The following is a 26,773-nucleotide window of genomic DNA, read 5'->3' as shown; positions in this document are numbered from 1 at the left end:
TATTAATAAGTATGTGTCTATTTTTTAATTTTCTTAATGGTATAGTTTTCACCACAAAAAAAAACGCCCGAAAGAGCGTTTTTGAGTCTGTATTAAATGTTTTGAAATTATGCTATTTTAGGTTTACATGAATTTTAATGCGCTGCTGATTTCTAATTACTGTTATAGTCATCTGACCTTGCCAGCTAACACCTTGGTATTTGTTTAAAAAGTCTTCAGTGTTTTTAATTTTGTCGTCATTTAAACCAATAATAACATCATTTTCTTTTAGGTTAGACGGCGATAGTTTACTGTTTTCTTCAATTTTTAACACGATAATACCGTTCATATCGAACAGCCCGGAAGCCGATTGTTCTTCTGGGGTTTCAATGTTTTTTAATGTGGTCCCTAGCCATTTAAAGGTGTTGGTTTTTGAGTTTTTTTCTAATTTGCTAATTAGTTCTGGTATTTCAGGTTGTTTGGCAATTAGCTTTAAATCTGGTTTCTGAACACCAAATTGATCCATTGAAAAGTTCTTAAAACCAATGTTTAAGGCAATGGAATTTTCAGAAACAGAAAAATCGCTGTCCTTTGGAGAAACAAACGATGGATTGCCAAATACACTATGTATATCGGTGTTGTTTTTTTGGGCTAAAGCCAAAGCGGTAGAGTCGGGAAACACATTATAATCCACTTCTTTACCCCAACCTTTAAGTCTTATTGGGAAATGTTTGGTCATCATAATATTATGTTTAAAAACATCGTTGCTATTATCAAACCAAACATGTGGATGGAACCCATTATTTACCATAATATTATTTTCAACTGTTCGATAAAACCCTTCACGTAGTTTTATACCGCCATTTAAACACAAGTTATTATATATGTGGTAGTTTGATGAGCCGTCATCAAGATCGATATCCCATCCATGGTCACATCGAAACCGATTATTTCTAATAATTGTTGTATACATGGCATCCCAGTAAGGCATTTTAGGATTGGCATGAACTAAACTATCAATAACATGGTATGTAGGGTGCCAGAATCGGTCTCTTCCCCAGGAATTAAAGGCACCATGATCGCTGGTTTCCAAAACTGTATTGAAAACGTCGTTAAATTCTATTATATGGCCGCCCCAGGTACCTTCGCTTACATTAATTCCTGCTCTGGGAACATCGTAAATACTATTGTTTTTAACATGGATTTTCATAGCCATAGAAATTTGCACCCCAGCCACTTGTTTTTCAACCCGACCAATTCTATAGATGAGGTTATTTTCCACCATGCATTTGGCTGGATATAATTCATTAGCAGGACCTTTAACGGTATCCATGTCCTTTGCAGGGACAAATTCACCATATTGAAATGAAGGTGACCGTACCGACGAAGCATCACCAACAAAACTAATTGCCGAAGCCCCACAATTGTATATGTGGTTTCCCTTAAAAGTATGTTCACGATTATAACCGTTAACAAATATAACATTGCCACCAAGGTTGGTGAATTCACAATTATTAATCATGCAATGCGCACTTCCATCTAAGGTAATTGTACCACCTCGATAAATTGTCCAGTCACTACGAAGTAAAGGATCGTATGGTTCCATGAACGTACGTTGGGTATGTTCAAATATTAAGTTTTCAATTGTTATATGCTCCACAGGATTTTCTATATTCCCTTTAATTTCGATAAGATGTTTAAGAGTTGAAGCTTCAATAATTGAAGCATTAAGATTGGTTTTTTCAGAAGGCCACAAATAGAGTTTTTTCTCTTTTGAATTATAATACCATTCATTTTCACTATCGAGTTCTTCAAAAATATTTTCAACCATTCTAAACTCCGGATGCATGTCTGATGGTCTGTTATTTTGATGGCCACCAGAAAGATTTAGTTCGCCGTCTTCTGTTACATTGGTTATTTGGTAATGAAATCCACCCCAGCGCCCACTGTGCATACCATGAATAAATCCACCAACAGGATTTTTCCAGGACATAATGCGTTCCTTTGATGTCGCATCTGCTGAATAGCCTTGCCAATACTTTTCATTTTCATCATAATTCGGAAAACGTGCTAATATTTGTTTTTCACCATTTACAAACAGCTGATTAAAATCAATATCATCGGTAAGGTCTGTTACCCAAATATTTTCATCAAAACGCTTCCAATGGGTTGCTATGACTTTAGAACCTTTTATTTTGACTTGGCCTTTAAACTCACCAACAATAGAAAGGTCATTTAATTCAGGTGTAATAACCAACGGTTCTGTTAAATGGTAATCTCCTGATTTTACCATGATAGTAATGGAGTTGTTACTTTTGGTTTTTATTGACTTTGCGATTTTTAAGGCTTGAGTAATCGTTTGAACGGGAGAATCCTTAGTGCCCGAGTTCGAGTCACTCCCCGCCACGCTTACATAAATGTCGTTATTTGAAGATTTGCATCCTATAAAAAGGATACCTGTTAAAAATAGTATGAATAATTTTGATTTTAAAAGCATTTTATTTGAAATAATTAGATTGGCATGTAAATATAAGGCTGTTTATAAAAATCACTATACCATTAAGTATATATTTATAGGGATAAAAAAAACACCTCTAAAAGGTGCTTTTTAAAATTGTTTTAATTGAGATATTTTCATTTAATTAACCTTCAGTTTTAAACTGTCGTAGGTGAAGGATTTTAAACCTATTAAGCCAAATTTGGTTTCCCCTGGTTGTATTGTCATACCTATAATCTCGTTTTGCTGTAGCTCGTTTTTAAATTTTTTATTTGATGAGCTCGCTAGAATAACATTGCCTGCGGCAATACCAGGACCAAGCACTAATCCTACAGGCGTTGAACTCGTGGTTTCTTGAACACCATAAGAGTTGGTTTCATAAGTGTAAAAATTTACAGGCGTTAATAGCAGATACAATAAATAGAGGGCCGAATGTTGTTTTAAGGATTTAAAGGTTTCTTCGGTGTTTAAAATGGTAACAGGGGTGCCATTTGCATAGTTTAAAGTTGCATCTTGACCGAAAACGATAGTTTTATCGGAGTTGTTAGTAACTTTTAGAGCTACTAATTTTACGCCTTTTTTAATTTCTTTTTTTGCGTATTTTTTTTCTAATAAACTATAACGGTACTCGAGTTTTAGATTTTTGTTTTCGGTTTGTGAAACATAATTTACGGTTGAAGGATTAAGGGGCTTGTAACGTGAAGCGCAATTGGTTAAAGTTAGACAAGTAACGACAACTAAGACTGATTTGAACAAATTCATGTTTTAATAGATTCTGATATGTTGAAAAAAATAGGAGGGTGTAGATAACTTAATATTACTCCCTCCTGATTGAACTTTTCTTATTTTGATATAAGCGATAGGTGGTTTTGCCAGTTGCTCGGAATGTCGTTAATACTGTAAATGTTTAAGCCTTCATGATTTGTACTAGCCGTGCTAACAGGGGCTAAAGTCTCATTTAAGAATTCGGTGTCTAGTTTGTACATGGCACCAGTAGCCGGATCAATTATTAATAAGCCAAGAAGACCACCAATTAAAATATTACCAAAGTACCAACCGTCTAATTTGAATTCAACAGGAACAAGTTTAGTATCGTAACCTTCTTTTTCAAACTTAACTTGGTAACGGGCTTTTCCAAAAAATCCGCTACCTGATTTTAGTTTTAAATTGGCAGGGGTATGTCCTTTAAAAATTTCAACACCTTTTTTATCGGTAATGGTTATAGATGCTTCTGAAGGCATACTATTTATAGATATCGGGTATTTAGATTTACTTACGATACTAGCGCAACTGGTCGCTAACATAATGGTTCCTGCAAAGAACAGAGATGTAATTTTGTTTTTCATAAAAAGAGTTTTTGTTAATTGTTTAAAAGGTGTTTAGGCAGTAAAATACTGTTCTAACTTATTGTTCTAAAAGTGTAATAATTAATCGGGGTGCAGCCTATCATTAAAATACTATTATCTTGATTTATGTTTGAGTAGAAAATAGGTTATTTGTTATAGATGTGTATAACACAAAAGCATCATTTGTAAAAGTTTCTATATGATCGTTCTCTGTGTTAATACTAAATGCAACATTGCTTTGTTTAATTGAAATTTCAACGACTTTTTGATTTTTAAGTTGAACTTTAGCATATAAACCAACCAGTAGCACTGGAAGTAAAAGGAAGTATTTTTTCATTCAATTTGTTTTGTGACATTAGCGTCGCATAATCCAGATGTAAAGATAACTATTAATACAAAATAAAATGAGAAAATAATAAAATACACTAAAGAAAATTCTTATATAACTGAATCTTAATATTTAAACTATTAAGTTTTTTTCTCCTATCTAAAAATTGAATCACATATTATGAAAATCGCTATTATAATAGTAATCTTCATGAAAATTGAAAGCCGTTTTCTATTCAAAAAGTAACGACTGGAGCGATTTAAGTAAGACTTGCTTTTGCGCTTCGGTGGTATACGATAGAATAACATTAAAGCTAAACCCTTTGTTTATAGTGGAGTAGTACATTTGTTTAATATCAAACCCCATATAATGCATCATGGCTTCCATTTTATAGAATTCCGTACCATTTATATTTTCCGATTTAAATTCATCTGATAAGTAATCATATTGAAACTGACTTTGTTTTAGAAATTCTCTCGAGTGATACAAATAATCGGCACCTGTTTTCACTAACGGAGCACGACTAATATTTTCAGCAACTAACATAATATTAGGATTATATTGTCCTTCTAAAGTAGTTCCAATTTCATGTTCAAAAACAGCTAATAGATTAGCTACATTTACCTCTGCAGCGGTAATTTTTGCTTTCATTTTATCATCATCTCCAGCAACTATGTCTTTTCCCATTTCCATTATTTGTTGAGTCGATTCTTCAGATTGAATATTCCAATTATCAGGAAGTTTCATCGAGCATTTAAAGAAATTGTTGGAATATACGTAATCGTTTACGTGTCCGTAATCAAAATTATCTGGTTTCCCTTTGGAACCGCAACTGTTTAAAATCGTGAAAATTAACGCTATGCCCAGCGTTTTAATGATATGATACATAGTAGACGAGATGGTTTGTTTGTAATATTCTTACAATATATAATCCTTTTCTGTAATTACAAAGACTAAATCTCTAGTATTTTCGAATAAAAAAAGACTTTTAAAGTAGGCGTTTTCAAAGGAATGCAAGAAGTTATTATTAAGAATGCTTTAAAACCAGAAGTTAATACCAATGCTTAAGGAAGTGGCATTATAATCATCTTCGCTTATCTGAGCATAGGAGAATACTATGGCAAGTTTTTCTTTAATTTTATAAGTTGCTAAAGGCCGAAAATATAACCCTCCAGAATCTTTGGTTTCCATATTAGCACTAAGGGAATATCCTATATCTAATCCTGCCTTTAATCTTGGTATGATTTCAATTCTACCACTCAGGGCTATTGGTAAATAAACATCGGGTATAGAACTAAATAAGCCAAGAGAACCATCGGCGTTATTACCTTCACCTAAAAAAATGATACAACCTGTTGTAAGCCCCACATCTACATTGTCTTTTATGTTCCATAAATAGAAGAAGTTACCTTGTAAAACATAAGAAAAGTAGTCGCTCGATTCTCCTAAAGGAAAGCCTAAATTGGCTTCAAATCGAAAACCTTGCTGAGCTTTTATAGGGTTAGAAAAACCGAATGCGATTAGAAACAGAATAACGAGCCAAAACTTTTTCATACAGAATACTTTTAAAGTGTTCAAGTTTTGGGAGACTGGTTATTATAAAGATACAAATTTTGTTTTAGTTATTCTACTATTATAAAAATAGGTAAATGGTCTGAAATACAAAGATTATTGCCGCGTCTGTCATCAATATGCCTGTAGCTTAAAACTTTTATGTTTTTAGTGAAAATATAGTCTATACGATTTTTTAATATAGCATTTGGGTCGAAGTTATTGAAGGTGCCAACAGGGCCGTAAAAAGCCTTTTTAGCAGTTTCTAAACCATCATCCAGTTTTGATTTTAAAAGACGGATAGGTTTGCTTTCGGGCTCACTATTTAAATCTCCCATTACGATAAGTTTATCTTTTTTGATTTTTAATTTTTTTATGGTTTTCAGAATTAATTTTGCCGATTCTTCCTGAGCTTTTTCGCCGATGTGATCGAAGTGAGTATTGAAAACATAAATAATCTTCTTGGTGTTTTTATTTTTAAACTTGCCAAAAGTGCAAATACGCTCCATTGAAGCATCCCAGCCTACAGAGACTTTATCTGGGGTATCTGAAAGCCAAAATGTTTTTTCCTGAAGCAATTCGAATTTACTATCGTTAAAAAATAACGCGGAGTATTCGCCTTTCATTTTTCCGTCATCACGACCTACTCCTATAAAATTGTAATTAGCCGTATTGTTTTTCAAAAAAGCAACCTGATGCTCTAAGCCTTCCTGAATTCCTAAAAAATCTGGCTGATAGTAGTTGATAAGTTTGCAAACATCGCTTTTACGATGTTCCCACCAATTTTCTTTATCGTTAGGGTTGTCGTATCTTATATTGAATGACATGGCAGTCGTTTGTGCTTGTAGTGACAAGCTGCAATACAATAGAAGCAATGACACTATTTGGTGAACTTTTTTGGTCATGATGATAAATTCTTTTTGAATAATAGTTTTGCTTAGTACAAGATAAAATTACATATTATAATTCGATGTGATGAAATCAATTTGTTATGAAGTTTATAGCTAATAATATTTGTCAATCAATGAGTAATTTTATCGCTTTGTTAATAGAGTCTTTCTGTTTTAATGCTTCATTTAGTGGGAGTCCTATGGTCATTCTTGGGCGTTTATGTCCGATATCGGTTAACCAGGCGTCTTTCATTAAAACATGTTTTTTGTGGACAAGATTCAAGATATTATCACGATTTGAATACTCAGAAAGAAAATTTTCAAATCCATATGAAGCACTTGACAGGTGTTCATCAAGTTCCCATAAAATGTTACACGCCATAATGAAATGACCATAATTGTTAGGATGAATGCCATCTTGGGCAAGTACAAAATCTGTATTTATTAATCGTTGTGATTCCAGTTCCTTTCTCATGGGCCAGTGTAAATCAATAACATTCCAGTTATCGGTATACCGCTTACTAATTAACCAATCGGAATATAAATCCAATACGTTGGCATAAGCTTTACCTTTTCTTTCATCAAAAATGGGAGGCGTAATATGAACTATTTTAGAGCCAGACTTTATAACTTCACGATGTAGCCAATGGATCCCTTCTTTAAATTTCTGAAATCTTAATTCATCAAAGGGTAAATAAATGCCATCATTCATACCATAACATGAAAAAACCATATCGGGCTTGGTTTTCGATAGTACCCGATGGAGTCGTTCATGTAAATCTGGACGTGGAAATGCGCCTTGGGCATGATTTGGTTCTGAAAGTCCGGAAACTGTTTCACTTGGTAAGCCTACATTAATAAATTCGAATTGTTTATCAGGGTAATGTGTTATAAAATAAGCTTCAATATATTCAATGTATTTGCCTTGATACGTGATGCTGTTTCCTAAAAAAACAATACGCTTAATATCGTTGTTTATCTTGAACGTTTGGGAGTGACAGGTATCATACCAACTCAGCATGACCATGAGGCCTATAATGGTAATCAGATTTTTGGTTTTATAAATGACCATTTTCTTATTTACGCTTTCAAATTAGACTTTTGTTTTATTACTTAAGTTCGGTTAACTATATATTTTAGTATTGCCTTATTTCAAGTAATGTACTAAAAAAGTGTGTATCCGAAAATAACTGCTGCTGTTTTATAACTGGAGGAAGTTGTGTAAACAATGTGTCTGCCAGTTTGGTATCTTAATTCAACACTAAATTTATTCAAAAACTTATAGCCTGCGCCAAACACATAATTAAGATTATTTTCAAGAGGTTCGTTATAACCAACCTGAGTGCCATCTACTTCGCTAAACTTTATTAATGAGTTGAAGTTAATATCATTTAAAAAACAAGCGTTCAAGAAAAATTTAGAATTATCTTTTAAAAAGATGTAATACCTTAAACCAAGCGGTAATTCGATAGAGGTATAATCTACATTAATAACTGTTTTTTCTCGGTTGGGATCGTTAGAGTTAAAGGTGTTTTCGGAATTAAAATATTGATAGGTAGGTTCGAAAATAACAGACCATTTATTGTTATTAAATGGGAGTATATATTCTGTTTCAATACCAAATCCAAAAGTTGTTTTAGAACCTAAATTAGCTTCGCGATCTGTAATATAATTAAGGTTTCTTATTTTAAAAGATTGGTTGTTTATGCGTGGTCTTAATGTTAAATTGAATACATCCTTTTTTTGTTTCGATTTATTAACCTCGGTATTTTTAATGCCTCCATTTTTGCAGTTATTATATTCGGTGAAAACCGCTATTAAATCGCTGCTAGTGTATTTAAGCTTTTTAATCTTATTTTGTTTATATCCATCACAAATAAGGGTGTTCGCTAATTGTTCTCTGTATTGCGTGTTTTCTCCTATATAGCCACTAGTGGTTTTAAATTTTTTATAAACTAATGGCTTTATTTCAGAATTGATATTAGCATAAAAAAATTGTATTAGGTTACCATCGGTATACTTATAAAGAGATGCACTGCCTTCAACCAATACCTTCAAGAAGACTTTTTCAACCTTATAAAGGGGTGTTCTTCTGGTGTCCAGATGCTTAACCTCGTCGCTGGAACGGTCCATTTCAACTTGCTGTCTGATATATTTTAAATTATTGTTTATGCCAAATTCCTGCACAGAAGCAATAGTTATTTCTTTTTCTTCCGATTGTTCAGTCAATTTATACTCAAATTCAGTCGGATTGTTGCGCCAGTCTTTATTTTTAATCAGACACTCTATTTTGTTGCCTGTATTATCAATATAATAGGCTTTTTCAAAACTGATTTGCGCAAAAGAATTTAGGGTTAAAAGAGAAATTAATACGAACTTTAGGTGTTTTTTCATGTTAATGCAGTAAATAAGATTTGGTATAATTAGCGTTATTACTAATCGTTTTGATTAAAAAAAAAAGATGTAAATATAACTAATATTACATCTTTTAATAATTAATGATTTGAAAATAATGGGATAATTTAACCTTATAAATGTCGTTTGCTAGAAAGAATTATTGAATCAATTTACGGGTTATTCAAAAATATGATCTGGTACTTTTCCGATCCACGATTTTGGGGTGTCGTTACAGTTAAAAATTCTTGAAACAACGGTTGCCGTATTGGCATTGCTATTAGGCTCGTTTAATTTTTTGCTTTTAATAATGCCAGGTCCCGTAATACCCCATGGTACTTCCATTTCGTCAATGGATTGCCCTCCATGCCCAGAATCCGGATGCCCGCCATGGTCGGAAATAACAATAAAATTTGTTTCATCGTAAAGTCCTTCTTGTTTTAAATTATTGATAAGTTTTCCAAATCCCACATCCCAGGTCTCGATGGCATTAATATATTCAGGCGACATCCAGCCAAATTGATGTCCGGCATGGTCTACGTGAACTGTATACAAAAATAGGAGTGTAGGGTTCGATTTGTGTTTTTTGATAAAATTAAAAGCCTTATTATAATTCGCATTGTAGGCATCATTTTCTTCAAAACTAATGTCATCTAAATAAGTCTGGTTTATCGAATTAATCAAATTTCCCCAGTTATAATAATAGGCTGTTTTAATATTTGGTACCTGGTCTTTTAAAACTTTAAAGATTGATGGATAATAACCTGAACTATCTTGTTCAATGGGAGGAAAATTTTGATTATCAATTTCCCATGAATTAGAGGTGACACCATGTTGCTCAGGACCTCCCGAAGTTAAATGACTTGTCCAGTTGGGTGAGGTTACTGAGGGCATAACACAGCGCGTGTTGAGTGACAGTGTCCCGTTTACTAAAAGAGAATCTAAATTAGGGTGATGAGATTGTTTAAATCCTTCTACACTTAATCCGTCGATACCAATAATTATAACTCTATTAGTTTTGTTACTTTCAACTGAACAACTAAAGGCGCTAATAAAAATGAGAAATAAGGTAATATTTGAGAATTTCATTTTATGATTTTTTTCGAATTTGGTTTCTAATGAGTAATATTTAGCACGTTTCTTAATTCTGTTAATACTTTAATATCTTTTTCTCTTAGTTTCCCATCTCTATTCGGAGGGCAGTTTAGTATTAAAATATTATCCTGAGACGTTGTTGTTTTATATAATTTAGCAAGCTCATTAACTGATTTAAAAATAGTGTCGGTAGTATTGTAAAACCATCGCTGACTTATACACACAGTAGATTCCCAAGGCATATAATATTGTTTTCCATTATTAGTAAATAATTTAGGATCGTTCTTGGCAGGTAAATAAGGATCGCCAAGTCTGAAATCACTAGGGAAATACCTTATCGGGTACCCTTCTTTTTGATCCTTTGGTAATACGGCGTGATGGTCTGGATTTTCAGGTAATCCAATCGTCCAGTTAACACCAATTTGGCATTCAGCCTCTCGAGATTTAATCGTTTGATAAATGTCTTGTATTGGCCAACGGGTATTTTCTTTTTTCCATCCACCATCGAACCAGAATTCTACAAGCTTTGTATGTTTTTCAGTAATGTCGATAAGTTCGTTTAATTGTTTTATCATGTACGAATTGTAGGTGCTATCCAAAGCTAAATCATTTACATCACCATTTTCATGTCGGTCCCATAGCGAATAATAAAGACCTAAACCAATATTGTATTTTTTGCAAGCTTTGGCAACCTCCTCTATAACATTGGTTCTATTTCCTGAATTAGAAACATCGTAATCGGTAAATTCACTATCCCAAAGACAAAAGCCGTCATGATGTTTAGTAATTAAAATAACATATTTCATACCGGCATCTTTTGCAGTTTTTATCCATTGTTCGGCATCTATATTTGTAGGTTTGTATGATGAGGCAGGCTTTGTTCCATCGGTCCATTCCATGTCGTGAAACGTATTAATGCCAAAATGTATGAACATACCATATTTTCTGTTTATTTGTTTTAACTGAGATTTACTTGGTGAATTGGAAGGTACTGGAAGAATACTTGTTTTTTTTGTTGAACAATTAAGAAAAAACAAGGTAGCAATAATTAATAATAAAGGATTTCTCATGAGTTGAATTGGCAGTTGTTTAAGTATTATTTGTCCAAAAGTTCTAATGTTACCAGATATGCACAATGGTCGGATGCAATGGTGTTTTTTATGACTTCAGTTTTTAGAACACGCCATCGGTTTTTGGGATAATACATGACATAGTCAATTTTTATTTTAGGACTACTAGAGGGGTAGGTAGGTTCTGGATTATTTTTTTTATATGAAGCGTTCCACCTGCTTTCAAGTATATTTATAGGTGTGCTTCCTGGTGTTGCGTTTAAGTCACCCACTAAAAGTGTTGGATGTTCATTTAAAGTAAAAATCTCGTTAATCTTTTTAGCTTGTGCTATTCTGTTGGTTTCCTCTTTTAAATGATCGAGGTGTGTGCCAATGAATGAAATAGTATCTCCGGAAGGTAAAGTAGTAGTTATTTCTAATGCGGCTCTGGGTTCAGTTCCTGCAAGATAAGGTAAGGCATTGGTTTTAGTTGAAATAAAGGAATATCTAGATAATACACCTTCACCATATTCACCGCCGTCAAATGGCATTGCCTTTCCAAAAACAGAAGCCATTTTTGTACGCCAACCAAGTTCGGTAGTTAAATCTAACTGCTTAGCTCGATTAGTTTTAAAATCAACTTCCTGCATGGCAACAAAATCGGGCTTAGCATCATTTATAACTTGCGCTAATACATCTAAATTAAAGTCTCCTTTAGTTGTTGCACCATGTAAAATATTAAAAGAAAGTACTCGTATAACTTTAGAACTATCAACTGAAGTTTGTGTCCAGATAATTTGAATGTTAAATAGAAAAACAAGTAATAGTATTGATTTTAATTTAATCATAATTAGGGTATTGTTGGTTGTGTTAGTTGTTTAACTATAAAATTTGTTCAAGATACTAAAAGTGAAATAATTCGTGATAAATTGTTTTATGAAGTTTTTAAACAGTATGTTTTAACAAAAAAAGTTCGGGCAACAGCCCGAACTTTTTTGACTTTATATCAACATAAATTACTGATGTCCTTTTTTAACTACAGCATCCATTACGTTAGACATATCGAAACTTTTTCCACCTTGTACAGGAGGGTAATCGATAAGCGTTTTTATGTGTTTACCCATTTGTTCTCCCATAGGAGCCATTAACCAGGATACTTTTTGCATCAGGTGCCCGTAAGCGTCTTCACTATCATAACTTTCAAAAGGATCCATTCTTAAGTTAAATATCAGAGGCGCAGTCCTTGGTTGAATATTACCATAATAGGTTTCTTTATAATTGAAATGGAATTTCCAAGGTCCCATCCTGACCGCATTTAATTTACTTTCGTAATAATAGTAGAACATATCACGCTCCGATTTATCGGTCTCGCCCTTCCAGTACGGCAGATTATTAACGCCATCTATATATTGTTTTTTCTCTCTCATCATTTTGTCGGCAACATCTTCTACTCCGGCAGCTGCAGCTAATGATGTAAACATATCCATATGTGCTTGAATTCCGTTTAAAACTTGTCCAGGTTTAATAACGTTTGGCCATTTTACCATACTAAGTACGCGCACACCACCTTCGGTAGTTCCCATTTTTTCTCCGCGAAATGGGGTTGTTCCTCCATGTGGCCAGGAATTATGTTCGGGGCCATTATCGGTAGAGTACCATATAATTGTATTTTCATCTAAACCTTGGTCTTCTAACCATTTTAATACGGTGCCTATATCATGATCATGTTGTAGCATACCGCTACCGTAAACATCTGCTTCAGAAGTATAATTTTCAGCTGCATAACGCCATTTTTCATTTAAACGGGTATATAGGTGCATTCTAGAGGTATTTAACCAAACAAAAAAGGGCTTTTTATCGTCTTTGGCTTTCTTCATGAATTTTTCGGCCATAGGAATTACTTCAGCTCCATCGAAGTCTTTCATGCGTTCCTGAGTTAATGGCCCTGTGTCTTCAATACGTTGTTTGCCTACTTTTCCAAAGCGCGGGTCGTCTGTACTATCCTCTTTATCGGTTGCCCATGAGTGAATGACACCTCGAGTTCCAAATTTTTTCTCATATTCTTCTAAATTTCCCGAATAGGCTTTAGCAAAGTTCTGATAGTCTCGTTGCTCTGACTCTTCCTGAGTGTTTAAGTGGTACAAATTTCCGTAAAACTCATCGAATCCATGCGCCGTGGGTAAATGTTCATTTCGGTCACCAAGGTGGTTTTTTCCAAAATGTCCCGTAGCATAGCCTTCTTCTTTTAATACTTCGGCAAGACAAGGCGAAGCAGCTTGCAGACCGAGTGCGTCTCCAGGTTGTCCTACTGTGGTCATACCACTTCTAATAGGGTATTGCCCAGTAATAAATGATGCTCTACCAGCAGTACAGCTCGGTTGTGCATAATGGTCTGTAAATCGTATACCTTCATTTCCAATTCTGTCAATATTTGGCGTGGTATACCCCATGGTACCCATACCATAGGCACTTACGTTTTGCCAACCTACGTCGTCACCCCAAATAACTAAAATGTTGGGTTTGTCCTGAGCGAATACGCCCGTTGTAACACATAAAAATAGTGTTGCTGCGATGGATTTTAATTTCATAAGTTAATATTAAATTAGGTTAATAAATTTTAAAAGTGAATAACTTTTGGCTATACTCTTTTGAAGAATTGTTTTGTTGGTTCTTTAAATATACAATTTTTTTATTGTTTGATTGGCTGCTTATTAAATTGGTTTTGGTTAATAAAATTTAAAATAAAAAGGATTTATTAAATGAAAAAAAGCCAGAGCATTTACTCCGGCTTTTTTTGTGAAAATTGTTTATTGTTTGCCTTCCTGTAATTGTTTAATGATTTCAGAAAAGTCAAAGCTAGCAGCTTTTTGTACAGGAGGATATTCTACTAACGATTTAATGTGTTCAGCAAGAAGCTCCTGCATAGGTTCGTTAATAAATTGCTTACGTTGAAGCATGTCCGACCTATCGGTTAAATTATCAAAACTTTCGTAAGGGTCGAAATGGATATTATACATGATTGGGAATTTTTGTTTCACATAAACAGCATAATAATCTTCACTTGTTTGGAAATGCATTTTCCACTGATTTATTCTTACCGCCCTAATATCTGATTCGTGATAATATATGAAGTTGTTTCGGTTACTCTTATCGGTTTTACCTAACCAATAATCAAGATTGTTTACCCCATCGATATATTGTTTTTTTTCTTTATCCATTTTTTCAACGACATCAGGTACTCCTGCTGCTGCGGCAAGTGTTGTAAAGAAATCCATATGAGATTGAATACCTTGAAGCCTTTGTCCTGCAGGAATCTTATTTTTCCACATAACCATGGTAGGGACTCTAACACCACCTTCATAAGTAGTCATTTTTTCACCTCTAAAAGGGGTGGTTCCACCATGAGTACGAGCACTGTGCTCAGGACCATTATCAGTAGAATAAACAACGATAGTGTTATCTAGTAATCCCATTTCCTCTAGTTCATCTAAAATCTCACCAACCATCATGTCATGTTCTATCATCCCACTTCCGTAAAAATCATGTTCGGTAGTGTGTGGTAAAGCTAGATAGCGACTTTCCTCTTTCAGTCGTGTAAACATGTGCATTCTACTTGGGTTAAACCAAGCGAAGAAAGGTTTGTCATCCGACTTAGATCTTTTGATGAAATCCATCATAGCTTCTTTGAATTCTTCATCAACGGTTTCCATTCTTTTTCTAGATAGTTGACCTGTATCTTCAATTTTTTGTTTACCAACTTTTCCAAATCTCGGATCCACCGTTTGGTCATCCTTATTTGTTGCCCAGGTATGAAGCACGCCTCTTGTTCCATATTTTTTGAAATATTCTGGGTCTTGAGGGTAGTCTTTTTGCTCAAACTCTTCCTGCGTGTTTAAATGGTATAAATTTCCAAAGAATTCGTCAAAACCATGCACTGTTGGAAGATGCTCGTTTCTGTCGCCTAAATGATTCTTTCCGAATTGTCCTGTAGCATAGCCTTGCTCCTTAAGAACTTCGGCCAATGTTGGACTTTCCTTTTTTAGTCCTAGTTCAGCTCCTGGGCGTCCTACGGTAGTCATACCACTTCTTATCGGGTATTGTCCGGTTATTAATGCTGCCCGTCCAGCAGTACAACTAGGTTGTGCGTAGTGCTCTGTAAACATGGCACCTTCTTTAGCAATGCGGTCTATGTTGGGGGTTGTGTATCCCATAACGCCATTGCCAAACGCACTTACGTTACTCCAACCGACATCATCTGGAAAGATAATTAGAATGTTGGGTTTGTCTTGCGCCAAAACGCTCATTGTAACGCATAAAAATAGTGTTGTTGCAAAGGATTTTAATTTCATAATGATTAAAAAAGTTAAAGGTTGATAAAAAATAAAAAGTGACTAACTTTTAATTGTAACCTTATAGAAAAATTTATTTGTAATGGTTTTCTTAAAAATAATGATTTTTTTTTAATTAATTAATATTTTAATATTTAGTTTAGGTTAAGATACGTTTAATCATCTGTAAAATCCTTTTGCCGTAGGTGTTTTCTGTGCTAATAATGGTGGCTGGAATAACTGAAATAATTTTGGTTTATGGATTCAATTTTCTGGTTTAGGGATTAAACAGTAGAAGTTCTGGATACATAAGAAAAAATAAAACCCCATAATAAAAATTATGGGGTCATTTTGGAATTATTATAAAGTTAGTCTACTTGTACTTGTCCAATCTGGTCTATTTCTTCAATGTTTTCATTTTTAGGGTCTGGACCATATTTGTTTACACCGCGATCACCTTCTGTAACTGCCAGTATAAAGCTATAAATTGGGATTAATAAATACCAGCCACTTTTACCAACGTCATGCATTCGGCGAACGCCCACTGCCAACGATGGAATAAATACAGCCAAAAGGTATATTACATAGATAAAAGCTAAAGCAACATTATCGGTTAGTGTTACTAATAGTCCAGACAAAAAAGCAATTGCATAAGTAAAAAGCATGTTGAACAAAACGAACATCCAATACTCTTTACGACGTGCCCTTCCGTTAAAATTGGCGTAATTTTCTTTTACGACTTTCAAATACCATTTCATAAGATTTGGGTTAAATTGATTACAAATTATTAGGGTAAATATATTCAATTTATTTAAAATAGTAGGATATTTCTTTTTTAATATGTAATAAAATATCTCTGATTAAGTTTGCTGTTCTCGTAATGCAAATATGTCGTTTATATAATCTTTAATAGTTTCTTGAGTTTCATGTTTTGGATCTTCGCCATATTTGTTAGTTCCAACTTCGCCGCTCGATACAGCTAGAACAAAGCTATAAATTGGTATAAATAAAATCCAGCCTGGTTTTCCAAGGTCGTGCATACGTCTCACTCCAACTGCAATAGTTGGAACTGCAACTGCAATGAGATAAATTATGGGGAGAAACATTAAATATAAAACGTCTGTAAGTTCAACCAAAATACTGGCAATATGTGCAATTACATAAGTGATGAGTAAATTGAAAAAAAAGAATATCCAATAGGCCTTACGTCGGGCTCTGCCATTAAAATTGGCATAGTTGTCTAGAATGACTTTTAAATACCATTTCATAATTGTAGGGTTAGTTTGTTAAATTTGGTTACAACAAGTTATTAAATTAACTACAATATGAAAAGTAATTTTTGGTTAATTCGTTGAAATACAATTTGTAAGTTCTACAATTTTTTTAGGTTGAAAATGTCTTTTCTACGGTCTTTCAGGTTTTTAACACTTCCAAATTGATTCAGTTCTCGAAGTAAATCGATATCTACATCAGCAATTAAAATCATTTCGGTGTTAGGTGTTGCTTCAGCCTTTATGCCATTGGTAGGAAAGGCAAAATCACAGGGTGTAAATACCATAGATTGTGCATATTGTATGTCCATATTTTCCACCTTTGGCAAATTACCAACACTACCAGCAATGGCGACATAGCATTCATTTTCAATAGCTCGAGCCTGTGCACAGTGACGGACACGAGAATACCCGTTTTGAGTGTCGGTTAAAAAGGGAACAAATAAAATATCCATGCCTTCATCGGCCAGTAAACGGCTTAATTCAGGAAATTCGGAGTCGTAGCAGATTAAAACCCCAATTTTGCCACAGTCGGTTTCAAAAGTATTAAGCTTGTTGCCACCTACCATGCCCCAGACTTTTGCTTCGTCGGGCGTTACGTGAAGTTTTTCGTAACGTTCCATAGACCCATCGCGTCGGCACAAATATCCAACATTGTACAATTTGTCGTTTACCATTTCTGGCATACTACCCGTTATGATATTAATATTATAACTGATGGCTAATTTTGAAAACCTTTGTACGATTTCCGATGTATGTTTAGCTAATTCTCTTATGGCATCTGGGGTAGACATATGATTGTTTTCTGCCATCAGAGGTGCATTAAAGAACTCCGGGAACAAAGCAAAATCACTCCGGTAGCCAGAAACGGCATCAACAAAAAATTCGGCCTGATGCATGAGTTCGTCTAAATCTTTATAAGTGCGCATTTGCCATTGAATTAGGCCTAGACGTACAATTTTCTTTATGGTTGCTGCTTGTTGGGTTTCTTTTTCGTAATAGATATTATCCCACTCTAAAAGCACCGCATAATCTTTTGAATCGACATCGCCTTCCAAATAATTTTTGATTATCCGGGTGGGGTGGAAGTCGTTAGATATTTGAAAGTTAAGTACAGGATCATTAATTTCTTTGCTTCGTACTTTAGCAATATATTCTTTAGGACTTAAGGTCTCGGCATATTGTTTGTAGTTTGGAATTCTCCCGCCAAAGGCTAAACCTTTTAAATTTAACCGTTCGCATAGTTCTTTGCGATAATCGTAAAGCCTTCTGCCTAAGCGTAAGCCGCGAAATTCAGGTTTAATAAATATCTCTATACCATAAATTATATCACCTTTGGGGTTATGCGTGTTAAAAGTATAGTTGCCCGTTATATCCTTGTAAGTGTGGTTGTCTCCAAATTTATCATAATCGACAATAATACATAACGCGCAACCCGCAATTTGATTGTTAACCTTTATAACTACCTGACCTTCAGGGAACATGTCGATGAGTTTTTTTATCTGAAATTCACGCCAATAGGCATCAGGCATAGTAGAATAAGAAGCGATCATCGCCTCCTTTAATTCATCGTAATCATTTAAACTTAGGTAGGCTAATTCAATGTTTTCAATGTCTTCCATAAATATTTCAGGATAGTTTATTACTTGTTTATGCTATGAAATTTAAGGATTTTAAACAGAAGTAAAAAGGATTAGTAAATAAATTCAATCCCCTTAATTCGATGTTATTCAGGTAGGTAAATTGTAATCGAAGTAAGGGAATGAAATGATGGTTTATCGAATAGTTTTTACAAATTTTTCAATTTGATTGGTGCCTTTTTCAGTTAAATGCTTTATAAATGCACTTCCTATAATAGCACCTTGCGCATACGAAGTGGCTTGAGCAAAGGTGTCATTATTGTTAATGCCAAAGCCAACAATTTGTGGATTTTTTAATTGCATATCGGCAATACGCTTGAAATAAGCTTTTTGTTCATCTCCAAATCCAGACTGACTACCCGTTACGCTGGCACTACTCACCATATAGATAAATCCGTTAGAGATAGAATCGATAAATCGAATACGATCATCGCTTGTTTGTGGCGTTATTAAAAACACGTTAATTAATCCGTATGTATCGAAAATAGCTTTGTATTCTTCGTGATATACATCAACAGGTAAATCGGGGATGATTAATCCGTCGATACCAATCTCCGCACACTTTTTACAAAATGCTTCAACCCCATATTGTAACATAGGATTGAAATATCCCATAATAATTAACGGAATATTTACGGTTTTGCGAATATCCTTTAATTGATTAAAAAGCGTTTCGGTCGTCATGCCATTTTTCAATGCTTTTGTTGAGCTGTCTTGAATGGTTGGGCCATCAGCTAACGGGTCGCTAAACGGTAAACCGATTTCAATTAAATCAACTCCGTTTTTTTCTAAATCTTCAATTATGGTTACCGTATCGTTTAAGTTGGGGTAACCTGCGGTAAAATATATAGATAGTAATTTTTTATCTTCTTGTATTTTTTGCTGTATTCTGTTCATTGTAATTGTTATATCTTAAAATAATCAATATAATTCTGTAAATCTTTATCACCGCGTCCCGATAAACTAACTACAACAACATCGTCTGGTTTAAAGGGTTTTTGTTCGAAAATGGCTAAGGCATGCGAACTTTCTATAGCAGGTATAATACCTTCCAATTTACATAATTCGAGGCCTGCATTCATGGCATCGTCGTCGGTTATGGCCATAAATTCAGCGCGTCCAGTTTTGCATAAATGCGCATGCATGGGGCCAACGCCAGGGTAATCTAAACCTGCGGAAATGGAATAGGGCTCAGTAATTTGTCCGTCGTTAGTTTGCATTAATAGGGTTTTACAACCATGAATAACACCTTCTTTTCCTAATATGGAAGTTGCCGCACTTTCACCAGAATCGACACCATGGCCAGCTGCTTCAACCGCAATAATATTAACATCTTCTTCATGTAAAAAATGATAATATGTGCCAGCAGCGTTACTTCCACCGCCAATACAAGCTACCACATAATCTGGGTTTTCGCGACCTTCATGTTCCTTTAATTGCGATTTAATTTCTTCTGAAATTACCGACTGAAATCGAGTTACCATATCGGGGTAGGGGTGTGGTCCAATGGCCGACCCAATAATATAATGGGTGTTTACGGGGTTGTTTATCCAATCGCGAATGGCTTCGTTGGTGGCATCTTTTAGTGTGCGACTACCCGATTTTGCAGGAATTACGCTTGCGCCTAACATTTTCATGCGGGCTACATTTGGCGCTTGGCGAGCAATATCAATTTCGCCCATGTATACTATACATTCTAATCCCATTAATGCACAAACCGTGGCAGTGGCCACACCATGCTGTCCAGCACCAGTTTCGGCAATAATGCGGGTTTTGCCCAAACGTTTTGCCATAAGAATTTGCCCAATGGTATTGTTGATTTTATGTGCTCCAGTATGATTTAGGTCTTCGCGCTTCAAATAAATTTTGGTATTGTATTTTTCAGATAAGCGTTTGGCAAAATATAAAGGCGACGGGCGACCCACATAATCTTTTAGTAGTTGATTAAATTCCTGCTGAAAAGAAGGCTCGGCCATAACTTTTAAATAATTTTGGCGTAATTCTTCTACGTTTGGGTAAAGCATTTCAGGAATAAAGGCACCTCCAAATTCGCCATAATACCCTTTTTCATTTACGTTATAGTTCATTTTATTTCTTTTAATAAGTTAGAAAATTTTGGCTTAGTGCCTACTCGAATTTAATTTTCTAATCCGATTAATAAATTGTTTTAGTTGTTCTGTATCTTTTAGGCCTGGTTCAATTTCAAATTTACTGTTTACATCAATAGCGTAACAGTATTTTGATGCCGGACTTTTATAAAATGATTTTAATTTCTCAGTTTCTTCCAAGCCTATGCCTCCGCTTAAAAAATAAGGTTTTGTTGAAGGATACTTATTTAATACATCCCAATTGAAGGTGTAACCATTGCCTCCAGGTAATTTTCCTTTGGTATCAAACAAGAAGAAATCGCAAACCGTTTCATAAGGTTCTAATTGGTCGAATTTGAAGTCGTCTTTTATTGAAAATACTTTTATTATCTCGACTCCGCCAGACAAGATTGTATCTCTTAATCTTTCGCAATATTCGGGCAATTCTTCGCCATGTAATTGAACGGCTTGTAGGTTGTATGTTTTAATTTTTTCATGAACCACATCTAAAGTTTCATTCACAAAAACCCCTGTCTTTTTTATAGTTTTAGAAATATTTGGAATAGCTGAATTGAAATATCTTGCTGATGTCTCATAAAAGATAAATCCTAAATAATCGGGCTGCAAAGCTGCTACCGCTTGGATATTATCTTGGTATTTCATGCCGCAAATTTTTAACTTCATGACTTCAGTTCTTTTATAAATTGCGCTGCACTCTCGCCAGCGTTATTGGTTTTCATAAAATTTTCACCAATTAAAAATCCTTGGTAACCAAAAGGTTTTAATGCTTTAATGGCGTCGATATTACTTATGCCACTTTCGGATACTTTTACAAAATCGTCTGGAATTTGCTGGCTTAAAGATTTGCTGGTCTCTAAACTCACGTCGAAGGTTTTAAGGTTTCGGTTATTTACGCCCAGCATATCTAAACTTGGCATGATGCTTTTGTTGAGTTCTTCTTCGTTGTGCACTTCTAACAACACGTCAAGGTTCAAGCTTTTTGCAAATTCTGAAAATCGTTTTATCTCATCTCTGCTTAAAATAGCAGCGATGAGCAGAATAACATCGGCGCCGTAAGCTTTGGCTTCCAGTAGTTGGTATTCGTCTATAATAAACTCTTTACGTAATAATGGTAAATTACATGAGGCACGCGCCAGTAATAAATCGTCTAAAGAGCCTCCAAAATATTTGCCATCGGTTAAAACAGACATACCGCAAACGCCAGCATTTTCGTAGCCTTGGGCAACATCGTTTACATTTAAATTGTGATTGATAACCGATTTTGATGGCGAACGACGTTTATGCTCGGCGATAATGCCTGTATTGCTCGTTCTAAGTTTTTTGGCTAAGGAAATTGTTGTTCTGTTGAATAATACCGATTGCTCCAATTGCGAGGTTGGGATTAACGATTTTCGTAACGCAACTTCGTTCTTTTTGTCGGCGGTTATTTTATCTAGTATATTCATTTTTCGTCAACCTGAACTTGTTTCAGGTTCTCATTATTTGTGAAGCTGAAATGCATTCAGCAAATTTTTTTATTTACTTAATTCAATTAATGTGTCTAAACTTGCTTTCGCTTTTCCTGATAGTAAGGATTCTTTCGCTAATTCAAAACCTTCCTTGTGGCTAATTTGTTTGGTCGTAGCAATCGCTAATCCAGCATTAGCACAAACTACATGGTTTTGTTGTACTGTGCCATTTCCGTTAATCACATTCACAAAAATTTTAGCAGCCTCTTCAACTGTATTGCCACCATAAATAGATTGCTGCGTGATTTGTTCAATACCTAAATCTTCGGGTATAAACATGGTTTCCTGATTGTTTGAAATAACTTTTGCGCCACCCGTTAATGAAATTTCATCATAACCATCGAGGGCATGAACAACGCTGTAATTTTTATCGGTGTTTTGATACAAATATCCGTAAAGTCTTAATAATTCTAAATTGAAAACGCCTACCATTTGGTTTTTAGGAAACGACGGATTTACCATAGGCCCTAACATATTAAAAAAGGTTTTTACGCCCAATTCACGACGAATAGGTGCCACGTTTTTCATGGCGGGGTGAAACAATGGTGCATGCAGTACGCATATTCCTGCTTTATCTATGCAGCGTTTAAGGAAAGCTTCGTCGTTTGAAAATTTAATACCTAAATATTCCATTACATTAGATGAACCACAAGCGGAAGATACACCGTAATTACCATGCTTCGCTACATTTACCCCAGCACCAGCCGTTACAAACGAAGCTAATGTAGATATGTTAAACGTATTTTTGCCATCACCACCCGTACCACACAAATCTATAGCATTAAACTCTTTTAAGTCAATAGGGATACAAAGCTCCAAAAGTGCATCTCTAAAACCTTTTAATTCGTCTAAAGTTATACTGCGCATCATGTATACGGTTAAAAATGCAGCAATCTGACTTTGATTGTAGTCGCCTTTTGATATGTTAACGAGAACTTGTTTGGCTTCTTCAGTAGAGATGCTTTCGTGGTTTATAAGTCGGTTTAATATTGTTTTCATGTTTTTTTAGTCTAAATGGTTTGAAGTCTTAAAGACTAATTTTCTAACCAGTTTTTTAATATTTGTTTTCCGTCTGGGGTCAATACCGATTCGGGATGATATTGAACACCTTTTACATCGTAAACTCTGTGTCGTAACGACATAACTTGACCGTTAGCGTCGAACGAAGTGGCTTCCAATACTTCAGGTAAATCGGGGTTAACTACCCAAGAGTGGTAGCGACCTACTTCAATTTGTTTGTTTAAACCTTTAAACAGAATTTCATCGTCTACTGTAATGTTAACTGGTGTAGCCACACCATGATAAACATCGTCTAAATTTTGCAGTGTACCTCCAAATACTTCGCCTATGGCTTGTTGCCCCAAACAAACACCTAAAATACTTTTTGTGGGCGCATAGACTTTAATAATGTCTTTTAATAACCCAGCCTCGTCTGGAATACCGGGACCCGGTGAAAGTACTATTTTATCGAAGGGTTTAACGTCTTCTAGAGTGAGTTTGTCGTTTCTAAAAACGGTTACGTCGCAGTTTAAATCTTCTAAGTAATGTACAAGATTGTAAGTAAAACTGTCGTAATTATCTATAACTAATATTTTTTTCATTTTTATAATTCTTGATGAACAAGGTTTTTAGTTTGTTTTTGTTCATTTGTTTTGCGTTTGGGATTGAGCAATTGTTGGCGCTCTTTGAAAAAAGCGACTTGCGAAACCCCGACCTTTATTCTGAATTTATTTCAGGATAAAGGTAACGCCCTAATTTATATGGTTTCTGCCAGTTGTATGGCTTTGGTTAGCGCTCCTAATTTGTTATATACTTCTTGTAATTCACTTTCGGGACTGGATTTGGAAACGATACCGGCTCCAGCGCGCCAATGTAATTGATGGTTTTTGCTTAAAAAGGTTCGTATCATGATCGCGTGGTTAAAGTTGCCGTTAAAATCCATAAATCCGATAGCTCCACCGTAAAATGAGCGGCTTGTTTTTTCATATTGTTCAATAAGTTGCATGGCGCGATGTTTTGGAGCTCCACTTAAAGTTCCCGCAGGAAAGGTGTCGGCCACGACTTGCATGGTTGCAGTTTCTGTATGTTTTTTTCCTGTAACCTTACTTACAAGGTGGATGACATGTGAGAAAAATTGAACTTCACGATAGGTGTTAACAGTTACACCGCTGCCGTGTCGACTTAAATCGTTTCTGGCAAGGTCGACCAACATCACATGTTCGGCGTTTTCTTTGTCGTCGTTAACCAGTTTTTGAGCTAATTCGGCATCCTTTGTGTCATTTCCGGTGCGTTTAAAGGTTCCGGCAATAGGATGTATTTCGGCCATACCATCGCTTACAACTAACTGAGCCTCGGGCGAACTACCGAATATTTTAAAGTTGCCGTAATCGAAATAAAATAAATACGGTGACGGGTTGATGCTGCGTAGTGCACGATATACATTAAATTCGTCGCCTTTAAAATCTTGTGTAAAACTTTTTGAAAGCACCAGCTGGAATACATCGCCACGAGCGCAGTGTTTTTTGGCTAATTCGACATGAGTTTTGTATTCGTCGTCGGTAAGGTTTGAGGTTATATCTCCGTTAGAGGTGAAATTATATGATGCGAAATTACGAACTTTAATTAGGTGGTCTATTTCGTCTATATTACTTTCGGTATTGTAACAATGTGCAAAAATATAAGCTTCATTTTTATGATGATTAATTGCGATTATGTTTTGATAAACCGCGTAGTAAGCATCGGGGATAGAAATAGAATTTTCTTTTTTGCTAATGGCAACATCTTCAAAATATCGTACTGCATCGTAAGCAAGGTAACCAAAAATACCGTTGTTAATAAATTTGAAATCTTCATCTGAATTTGCCTCAAAACGTTTGGTAAACTGATGTATTTCTTCTGCTACATCGGTTTCCGCTGTAATCGATTTGCTTACAGAACTTCTGTCGGGGAAACTTTGCGTAATAGTTTCATTTTCAACTTTTATTGAAGCAATTGGGTTAAAACAGATATAAGAAAAACTATTGTCGTTAGCATGGTAATCGCTACTTTCCAACAAGATACTGTTTGGATATTTGTCGCGTATTTTTAAGTATATACTAACAGGCGTAATCGTGTCTGCCAGAATTTTTTTGTAATGCGTGTATAAGTTATAGTTTGTCATTTGCACTTAATTTGTTCCGTTTATTCGATTTATAAGTTCTTTATTATTATCTAGTTCTGTTTTATTATAGATATTAAAAAAGGCTTGTCGTGAACGACAAGCCTTTTCAATATTTTGGTTTAAATACATAAGGGGTCTGCTTCACGAACCAGAGTTTGTAAAGTGCCACCACCAAATATTATTTAAAATTATTTTCATGTTTTTATTTGTGAGCTCCAAATATAGAAATGAAAATAAAATTAAACAATACTTAAGGCTAATTTTTACATAAAAGACTGTTAAACTATATATTATCTAACAACTATTAATTATTTTTAAGTGTATATTGATATATTTTTAAACTAAAATGTATTTTGCTGGTCTAAGAAATATAAATACAAATGAAATTAAATACATTACTTATTGTTCTGTTAATTTTTATTAGCTGTAAACAGAAGAGCCAAAAACAAGAAAATAGCCTTGTAAAGGAAGGGAAAGCTTTGGTTGTCGCTCATGAAGATTTTGAAACAGATTTAAAAGTTTACGATTATGAAGGTTTAGAACCTTTATTGAATAAAAAGGATGGTAAAGTATATGTGGTTAATTTCTGGGCCACTTGGTGCGTGCCATGTGTTAAGGAGCTACCTTATTTTGAGGCATTAAATAAAGCGTATGCGGATAAAAATGTAGAAGTTCTATTAGTGAGCTTAGATTTTCCTCATCAATACGACAGTAAACTAAAGCCATTTATAAAAGATAAAGGAATAAAATCGAAAGTTGTAGCTCTGGACGATGCCGATATGAATACCTGGATACCAAAAGTTGATTCAACGTGGTCGGGGTCTATTCCTGCCACTATAATATATAAGGACGATGATCGTCAATTTTTTGAACAATCGTTTACCTATGAAGAATTAGAAAACCAAGTTAAACCATTTTTAAATTAAAACACTATGAAAAAAGTAATAAAATTGTTGCCCTTAGTTTTGTTGGTAATTGCAGTGAGTGCTTTTACTGTGGATAAAATAGTAGATAATCAAGGTTATAAAATAGGTGATGTTGCCGACGATTTTTCGCTGAAAAATATCGATGGAAAAATGGTGTCTCTAAAGGATTATAAAGATGCTAAAGGATTTATATTAACGTTTACTTGCAATACCTGTCCATTTGCGGTACAATATGAAGATCGTATTATCGAATTAGATAAAAAATACGCGTCTAAAGGTTATCCGGTTATTGCTATTATGCCTAATAATACCAATAAAAAACCTGGAGACAATTTCGAAGCTATGAAAGAAAGAGCAAAAAGTAAAGGCTTTACATTTCCATATTTGATTGACAGTGAGCAGACTGTGTTTCCAAAATATGGCGCTACAAAAACACCGCATATGTTTGTATTACAAAAAACCAAAAAAGGACCAGTTGTAAAGTATATAGGTGCTATTGATGACAATTATAAAGATGCCGATGCGGTTACCACAAAATATATTGAAGCAGCAGTAGATGCTTTATTGGCAGGAAAGGAAATAGAACAAAAAGAAACAAAAGCTATTGGGTGTTCGATTAAAGTATAATTACATTTTTCGAACGTCAACCATAAAAAAATCTAAAGTGTAATACTTTAGATTTTTTTTTAGTCTTTAATTTTTT

At 34.7% G+C, this 26,773-nt stretch carries 26 protein-coding genes; 2 read left to right on the top strand and 24 right to left on the bottom strand.

Features of this window, described 5'->3' with window-relative positions; genetic code table 11:
- Positions 1 to 112 precede the first annotated feature (112 nt).
- The 24 genes from ICJ83_RS00555 to ICJ83_RS00440 form a co-directional block, all read right to left on the bottom strand.
- On the bottom strand, positions 113 to 2,476 hold the full coding sequence (locus ICJ83_RS00555; RefSeq protein ID WP_188228421.1) for a PDZ domain-containing protein: 2,364 nt from the start codon (positions 2,474 to 2,476) through the stop codon (positions 113 to 115).
- 141 nt (positions 2,477 to 2,617) lie between these two features.
- Positions 2,618 to 3,238 (bottom strand): hypothetical protein, encoded by a 621-nt coding sequence (locus ICJ83_RS00550; RefSeq protein ID WP_188228420.1) that lies wholly within the window; start codon positions 3,236 to 3,238, stop codon positions 2,618 to 2,620.
- Positions 3,239 to 3,318: 80 nt separating this feature from the next.
- Positions 3,319 to 3,822: a peptidase associated/transthyretin-like domain-containing protein gene (locus ICJ83_RS00545; protein ID WP_188228419.1), complete on the bottom strand. Its 504-nt coding sequence runs from the start codon at positions 3,820 to 3,822 to the stop codon at positions 3,319 to 3,321.
- A 124-nt stretch (positions 3,823 to 3,946) separates the two neighbouring features.
- Positions 3,947 to 4,159: a hypothetical protein gene (locus tag ICJ83_RS00540; RefSeq protein ID WP_188228418.1), complete on the bottom strand. Its 213-nt coding sequence runs from the start codon at positions 4,157 to 4,159 to the stop codon at positions 3,947 to 3,949.
- Between the two features lie 222 nt (positions 4,160 to 4,381).
- Entirely contained in the window at positions 4,382 to 5,038 is a 657-nt protein-coding gene (locus ICJ83_RS00535; RefSeq protein WP_188228417.1) for a hypothetical protein, read from the bottom strand.
- Positions 5,039 to 5,188: 150 nt separating this feature from the next.
- Positions 5,189 to 5,704, bottom strand: a complete 516-nt coding sequence (locus ICJ83_RS00530) for a hypothetical protein (protein ID WP_188228416.1) — start codon at positions 5,702 to 5,704, stop codon at positions 5,189 to 5,191.
- A 68-nt stretch (positions 5,705 to 5,772) separates the two neighbouring features.
- Entirely contained in the window at positions 5,773 to 6,606 is an 834-nt protein-coding gene (locus ICJ83_RS00525) for an endonuclease/exonuclease/phosphatase family protein (RefSeq protein WP_223154554.1), read from the bottom strand.
- Positions 6,607 to 6,718: 112 nt separating this feature from the next.
- Positions 6,719 to 7,663 (bottom strand): SGNH/GDSL hydrolase family protein, encoded by a 945-nt coding sequence (locus ICJ83_RS00520; protein WP_223154553.1) that lies wholly within the window; start codon positions 7,661 to 7,663, stop codon positions 6,719 to 6,721.
- Positions 7,664 to 7,755: 92 nt separating this feature from the next.
- Positions 7,756 to 8,985 (bottom strand): outer membrane beta-barrel protein, encoded by a 1,230-nt coding sequence (locus tag ICJ83_RS00515; protein WP_188228415.1) that lies wholly within the window; start codon positions 8,983 to 8,985, stop codon positions 7,756 to 7,758.
- 180 nt (positions 8,986 to 9,165) lie between these two features.
- A complete protein-coding gene (locus tag ICJ83_RS00510; RefSeq protein ID WP_188228414.1) occupies positions 9,166 to 10,074 on the bottom strand; it encodes an alkaline phosphatase family protein in 909 nt (302 codons plus the stop codon).
- 26 nt (positions 10,075 to 10,100) lie between these two features.
- A complete protein-coding gene (locus ICJ83_RS00505) occupies positions 10,101 to 11,150 on the bottom strand; it encodes an alpha-L-fucosidase (protein WP_188228413.1) in 1,050 nt (349 codons plus the stop codon).
- Between the two features lie 26 nt (positions 11,151 to 11,176).
- Positions 11,177 to 11,977 (bottom strand): endonuclease/exonuclease/phosphatase family protein, encoded by an 801-nt coding sequence (locus tag ICJ83_RS00500; protein WP_188228412.1) that lies wholly within the window; start codon positions 11,975 to 11,977, stop codon positions 11,177 to 11,179.
- Positions 11,978 to 12,145: 168 nt separating this feature from the next.
- Complete coding sequence (locus ICJ83_RS00495) at positions 12,146 to 13,717, bottom strand: arylsulfatase (protein WP_188228411.1); 1,572 nt, start codon at positions 13,715 to 13,717, stop codon at positions 12,146 to 12,148.
- Positions 13,718 to 13,936: 219 nt separating this feature from the next.
- Positions 13,937 to 15,478 (bottom strand): arylsulfatase, encoded by a 1,542-nt coding sequence (locus ICJ83_RS00490; protein WP_188228410.1) that lies wholly within the window; start codon positions 15,476 to 15,478, stop codon positions 13,937 to 13,939.
- A 347-nt stretch (positions 15,479 to 15,825) separates the two neighbouring features.
- The gene (locus tag ICJ83_RS00485; protein WP_188228409.1) at positions 15,826 to 16,215 is read right to left on the bottom strand and encodes a DUF805 domain-containing protein; all 390 of its coding nucleotides are present in this window, start codon (positions 16,213 to 16,215) and stop codon (positions 15,826 to 15,828) included.
- Between the two features lie 102 nt (positions 16,216 to 16,317).
- Positions 16,318 to 16,725 (bottom strand): DUF805 domain-containing protein, encoded by a 408-nt coding sequence (locus tag ICJ83_RS00480; RefSeq protein ID WP_188228408.1) that lies wholly within the window; start codon positions 16,723 to 16,725, stop codon positions 16,318 to 16,320.
- 104 nt (positions 16,726 to 16,829) lie between these two features.
- Positions 16,830 to 18,350 carry a bifunctional GNAT family N-acetyltransferase/carbon-nitrogen hydrolase family protein gene (locus ICJ83_RS00475; RefSeq protein ID WP_188228407.1) on the bottom strand — a complete coding sequence of 507 codons (1,521 nt, stop codon included), beginning with the start codon at positions 18,348 to 18,350 and terminating at the stop codon, positions 16,830 to 16,832.
- Positions 18,351 to 18,503: 153 nt separating this feature from the next.
- Entirely contained in the window at positions 18,504 to 19,265 is a 762-nt protein-coding gene (trpA, locus tag ICJ83_RS00470) for a tryptophan synthase subunit alpha (protein ID WP_188228406.1), read from the bottom strand.
- Between the two features lie 8 nt (positions 19,266 to 19,273).
- On the bottom strand, positions 19,274 to 20,455 hold the full coding sequence (gene trpB, locus ICJ83_RS00465; RefSeq protein ID WP_188228405.1) for a tryptophan synthase subunit beta: 1,182 nt from the start codon (positions 20,453 to 20,455) through the stop codon (positions 19,274 to 19,276).
- Positions 20,456 to 20,488: 33 nt separating this feature from the next.
- Positions 20,489 to 21,139, bottom strand: coding sequence for a phosphoribosylanthranilate isomerase (locus tag ICJ83_RS00460; protein ID WP_188228404.1), 651 nt, complete (start codon positions 21,137 to 21,139; stop codon positions 20,489 to 20,491).
- Positions 21,136 to 21,921 (bottom strand): indole-3-glycerol phosphate synthase TrpC, encoded by a 786-nt coding sequence (gene trpC / locus ICJ83_RS00455; protein ID WP_188228403.1) that lies wholly within the window; start codon positions 21,919 to 21,921, stop codon positions 21,136 to 21,138. The genes ICJ83_RS00460 and trpC overlap by 4 nt, the downstream gene beginning before the upstream one ends.
- Before the next feature lie 69 nt (positions 21,922 to 21,990).
- Complete coding sequence (trpD, locus tag ICJ83_RS00450) at positions 21,991 to 22,983, bottom strand: anthranilate phosphoribosyltransferase (RefSeq protein ID WP_188228402.1); 993 nt, start codon at positions 22,981 to 22,983, stop codon at positions 21,991 to 21,993.
- Between the two features lie 35 nt (positions 22,984 to 23,018).
- Positions 23,019 to 23,585: an anthranilate synthase component II gene (locus ICJ83_RS00445; RefSeq protein ID WP_188228401.1), complete on the bottom strand. Its 567-nt coding sequence runs from the start codon at positions 23,583 to 23,585 to the stop codon at positions 23,019 to 23,021.
- 155 nt (positions 23,586 to 23,740) lie between these two features.
- The gene (locus ICJ83_RS00440; RefSeq protein ID WP_188228400.1) at positions 23,741 to 25,144 is read right to left on the bottom strand and encodes an anthranilate synthase component I family protein; all 1,404 of its coding nucleotides are present in this window, start codon (positions 25,142 to 25,144) and stop codon (positions 23,741 to 23,743) included.
- A gap of 380 nt (positions 25,145 to 25,524) precedes the next feature.
- Here ICJ83_RS00440 and ICJ83_RS00435 point away from each other — a divergent pair, with 380 nt between their 5' ends.
- Together ICJ83_RS00435 and ICJ83_RS00430 are read left to right on the top strand one after the other, a co-directional pair.
- Positions 25,525 to 26,070 carry a TlpA disulfide reductase family protein gene (locus ICJ83_RS00435; RefSeq protein ID WP_188228399.1) on the top strand — a complete coding sequence of 182 codons (546 nt, stop codon included), beginning with the start codon at positions 25,525 to 25,527 and terminating at the stop codon, positions 26,068 to 26,070.
- 6 nt (positions 26,071 to 26,076) lie between these two features.
- Positions 26,077 to 26,697 carry a thioredoxin family protein gene (locus ICJ83_RS00430; protein ID WP_188228398.1) on the top strand — a complete coding sequence of 207 codons (621 nt, stop codon included), beginning with the start codon at positions 26,077 to 26,079 and terminating at the stop codon, positions 26,695 to 26,697.
- Positions 26,698 to 26,773: the final 76 nt, after the last annotated feature.

Origin of the sequence: Aestuariibaculum sediminum (assembly GCF_014596945.1) — a bacterium.
Classification (GTDB): domain Bacteria; phylum Bacteroidota; class Bacteroidia; order Flavobacteriales; family Flavobacteriaceae; genus Aestuariibaculum; species Aestuariibaculum sediminum.
This window is presented reverse-complemented; position numbering and strand designations above follow the sequence as displayed.

Excerpts from the sequence above, each read along its gene's own strand:
- ICJ83_RS00530 (WP_188228416.1), bottom strand. The coding sequence starts at position 5,704 with ATGAAAAAGTTTTGGCTCGTTATTCTGTTTCTAATCGCATTCGGTTTT.
- trpD (WP_188228402.1), bottom strand. The coding sequence starts at position 22,983 with ATGAAAACAATATTAAACCGACTTATAAACCACGAAAGCATCTCTACT.
- ICJ83_RS00485 (WP_188228409.1), bottom strand. The coding sequence starts at position 16,215 with ATGAAATGGTATTTGAAAGTCGTAAAAGAAAATTACGCCAATTTTAAC.
- ICJ83_RS00495 (WP_188228411.1), bottom strand. The coding sequence starts at position 13,717 with ATGAAATTAAAATCCATCGCAGCAACACTATTTTTATGTGTTACAACG.
- ICJ83_RS00490 (WP_188228410.1), bottom strand. The coding sequence starts at position 15,478 with ATGAAATTAAAATCCTTTGCAACAACACTATTTTTATGCGTTACAATG.
- ICJ83_RS00445 (WP_188228401.1), bottom strand. The coding sequence starts at position 23,585 with ATGAAAAAAATATTAGTTATAGATAATTACGACAGTTTTACTTACAAT.
- ICJ83_RS00460 (WP_188228404.1), bottom strand. The coding sequence starts at position 21,139 with ATGAAGTTAAAAATTTGCGGCATGAAATACCAAGATAATATCCAAGCG.
- ICJ83_RS00440 (WP_188228400.1), bottom strand. The coding sequence starts at position 25,144 with ATGACAAACTATAACTTATACACGCATTACAAAAAAATTCTGGCAGAC.
- ICJ83_RS00545 (WP_188228419.1), bottom strand. The coding sequence starts at position 3,822 with ATGAAAAACAAAATTACATCTCTGTTCTTTGCAGGAACCATTATGTTA.
- ICJ83_RS00480 (WP_188228408.1), bottom strand. The coding sequence starts at position 16,725 with ATGAAATGGTATTTAAAAGTCATTCTAGACAACTATGCCAATTTTAAT.
- ICJ83_RS00555 (WP_188228421.1), bottom strand. The coding sequence starts at position 2,476 with ATGCTTTTAAAATCAAAATTATTCATACTATTTTTAACAGGTATCCTT.
- trpA (WP_188228406.1), bottom strand. The coding sequence starts at position 19,265 with ATGAACAGAATACAGCAAAAAATACAAGAAGATAAAAAATTACTATCT.
- ICJ83_RS00550 (WP_188228420.1), bottom strand. The coding sequence starts at position 3,238 with ATGAATTTGTTCAAATCAGTCTTAGTTGTCGTTACTTGTCTAACTTTA.
- ICJ83_RS00500 (WP_188228412.1), bottom strand. The coding sequence starts at position 11,977 with ATGATTAAATTAAAATCAATACTATTACTTGTTTTTCTATTTAACATT.
- ICJ83_RS00430 (WP_188228398.1), top strand. The coding sequence starts at position 26,077 with ATGAAAAAAGTAATAAAATTGTTGCCCTTAGTTTTGTTGGTAATTGCA.
- ICJ83_RS00540 (WP_188228418.1), bottom strand. The coding sequence starts at position 4,159 with ATGAAAAAATACTTCCTTTTACTTCCAGTGCTACTGGTTGGTTTATAT.
- ICJ83_RS00525 (WP_223154554.1), bottom strand. The coding sequence starts at position 6,606 with ATGACCAAAAAAGTTCACCAAATAGTGTCATTGCTTCTATTGTATTGC.
- ICJ83_RS00515 (WP_188228415.1), bottom strand. The coding sequence starts at position 8,985 with ATGAAAAAACACCTAAAGTTCGTATTAATTTCTCTTTTAACCCTAAAT.
- trpB (WP_188228405.1), bottom strand. The coding sequence starts at position 20,455 with ATGAACTATAACGTAAATGAAAAAGGGTATTATGGCGAATTTGGAGGT.
- ICJ83_RS00435 (WP_188228399.1), top strand. The coding sequence starts at position 25,525 with ATGAAATTAAATACATTACTTATTGTTCTGTTAATTTTTATTAGCTGT.
- ICJ83_RS00505 (WP_188228413.1), bottom strand. The coding sequence starts at position 11,150 with ATGAGAAATCCTTTATTATTAATTATTGCTACCTTGTTTTTTCTTAAT.
- ICJ83_RS00510 (WP_188228414.1), bottom strand. The coding sequence starts at position 10,074 with ATGAAATTCTCAAATATTACCTTATTTCTCATTTTTATTAGCGCCTTT.
- ICJ83_RS00520 (WP_223154553.1), bottom strand. The coding sequence starts at position 7,663 with ATGGTCATTTATAAAACCAAAAATCTGATTACCATTATAGGCCTCATG.
- ICJ83_RS00535 (WP_188228417.1), bottom strand. The coding sequence starts at position 5,038 with ATGTATCATATCATTAAAACGCTGGGCATAGCGTTAATTTTCACGATT.
- trpC (WP_188228403.1), bottom strand. The coding sequence starts at position 21,921 with ATGAATATACTAGATAAAATAACCGCCGACAAAAAGAACGAAGTTGCG.
- ICJ83_RS00475 (WP_188228407.1), bottom strand. The coding sequence starts at position 18,350 with ATGGAAGACATTGAAAACATTGAATTAGCCTACCTAAGTTTAAATGAT.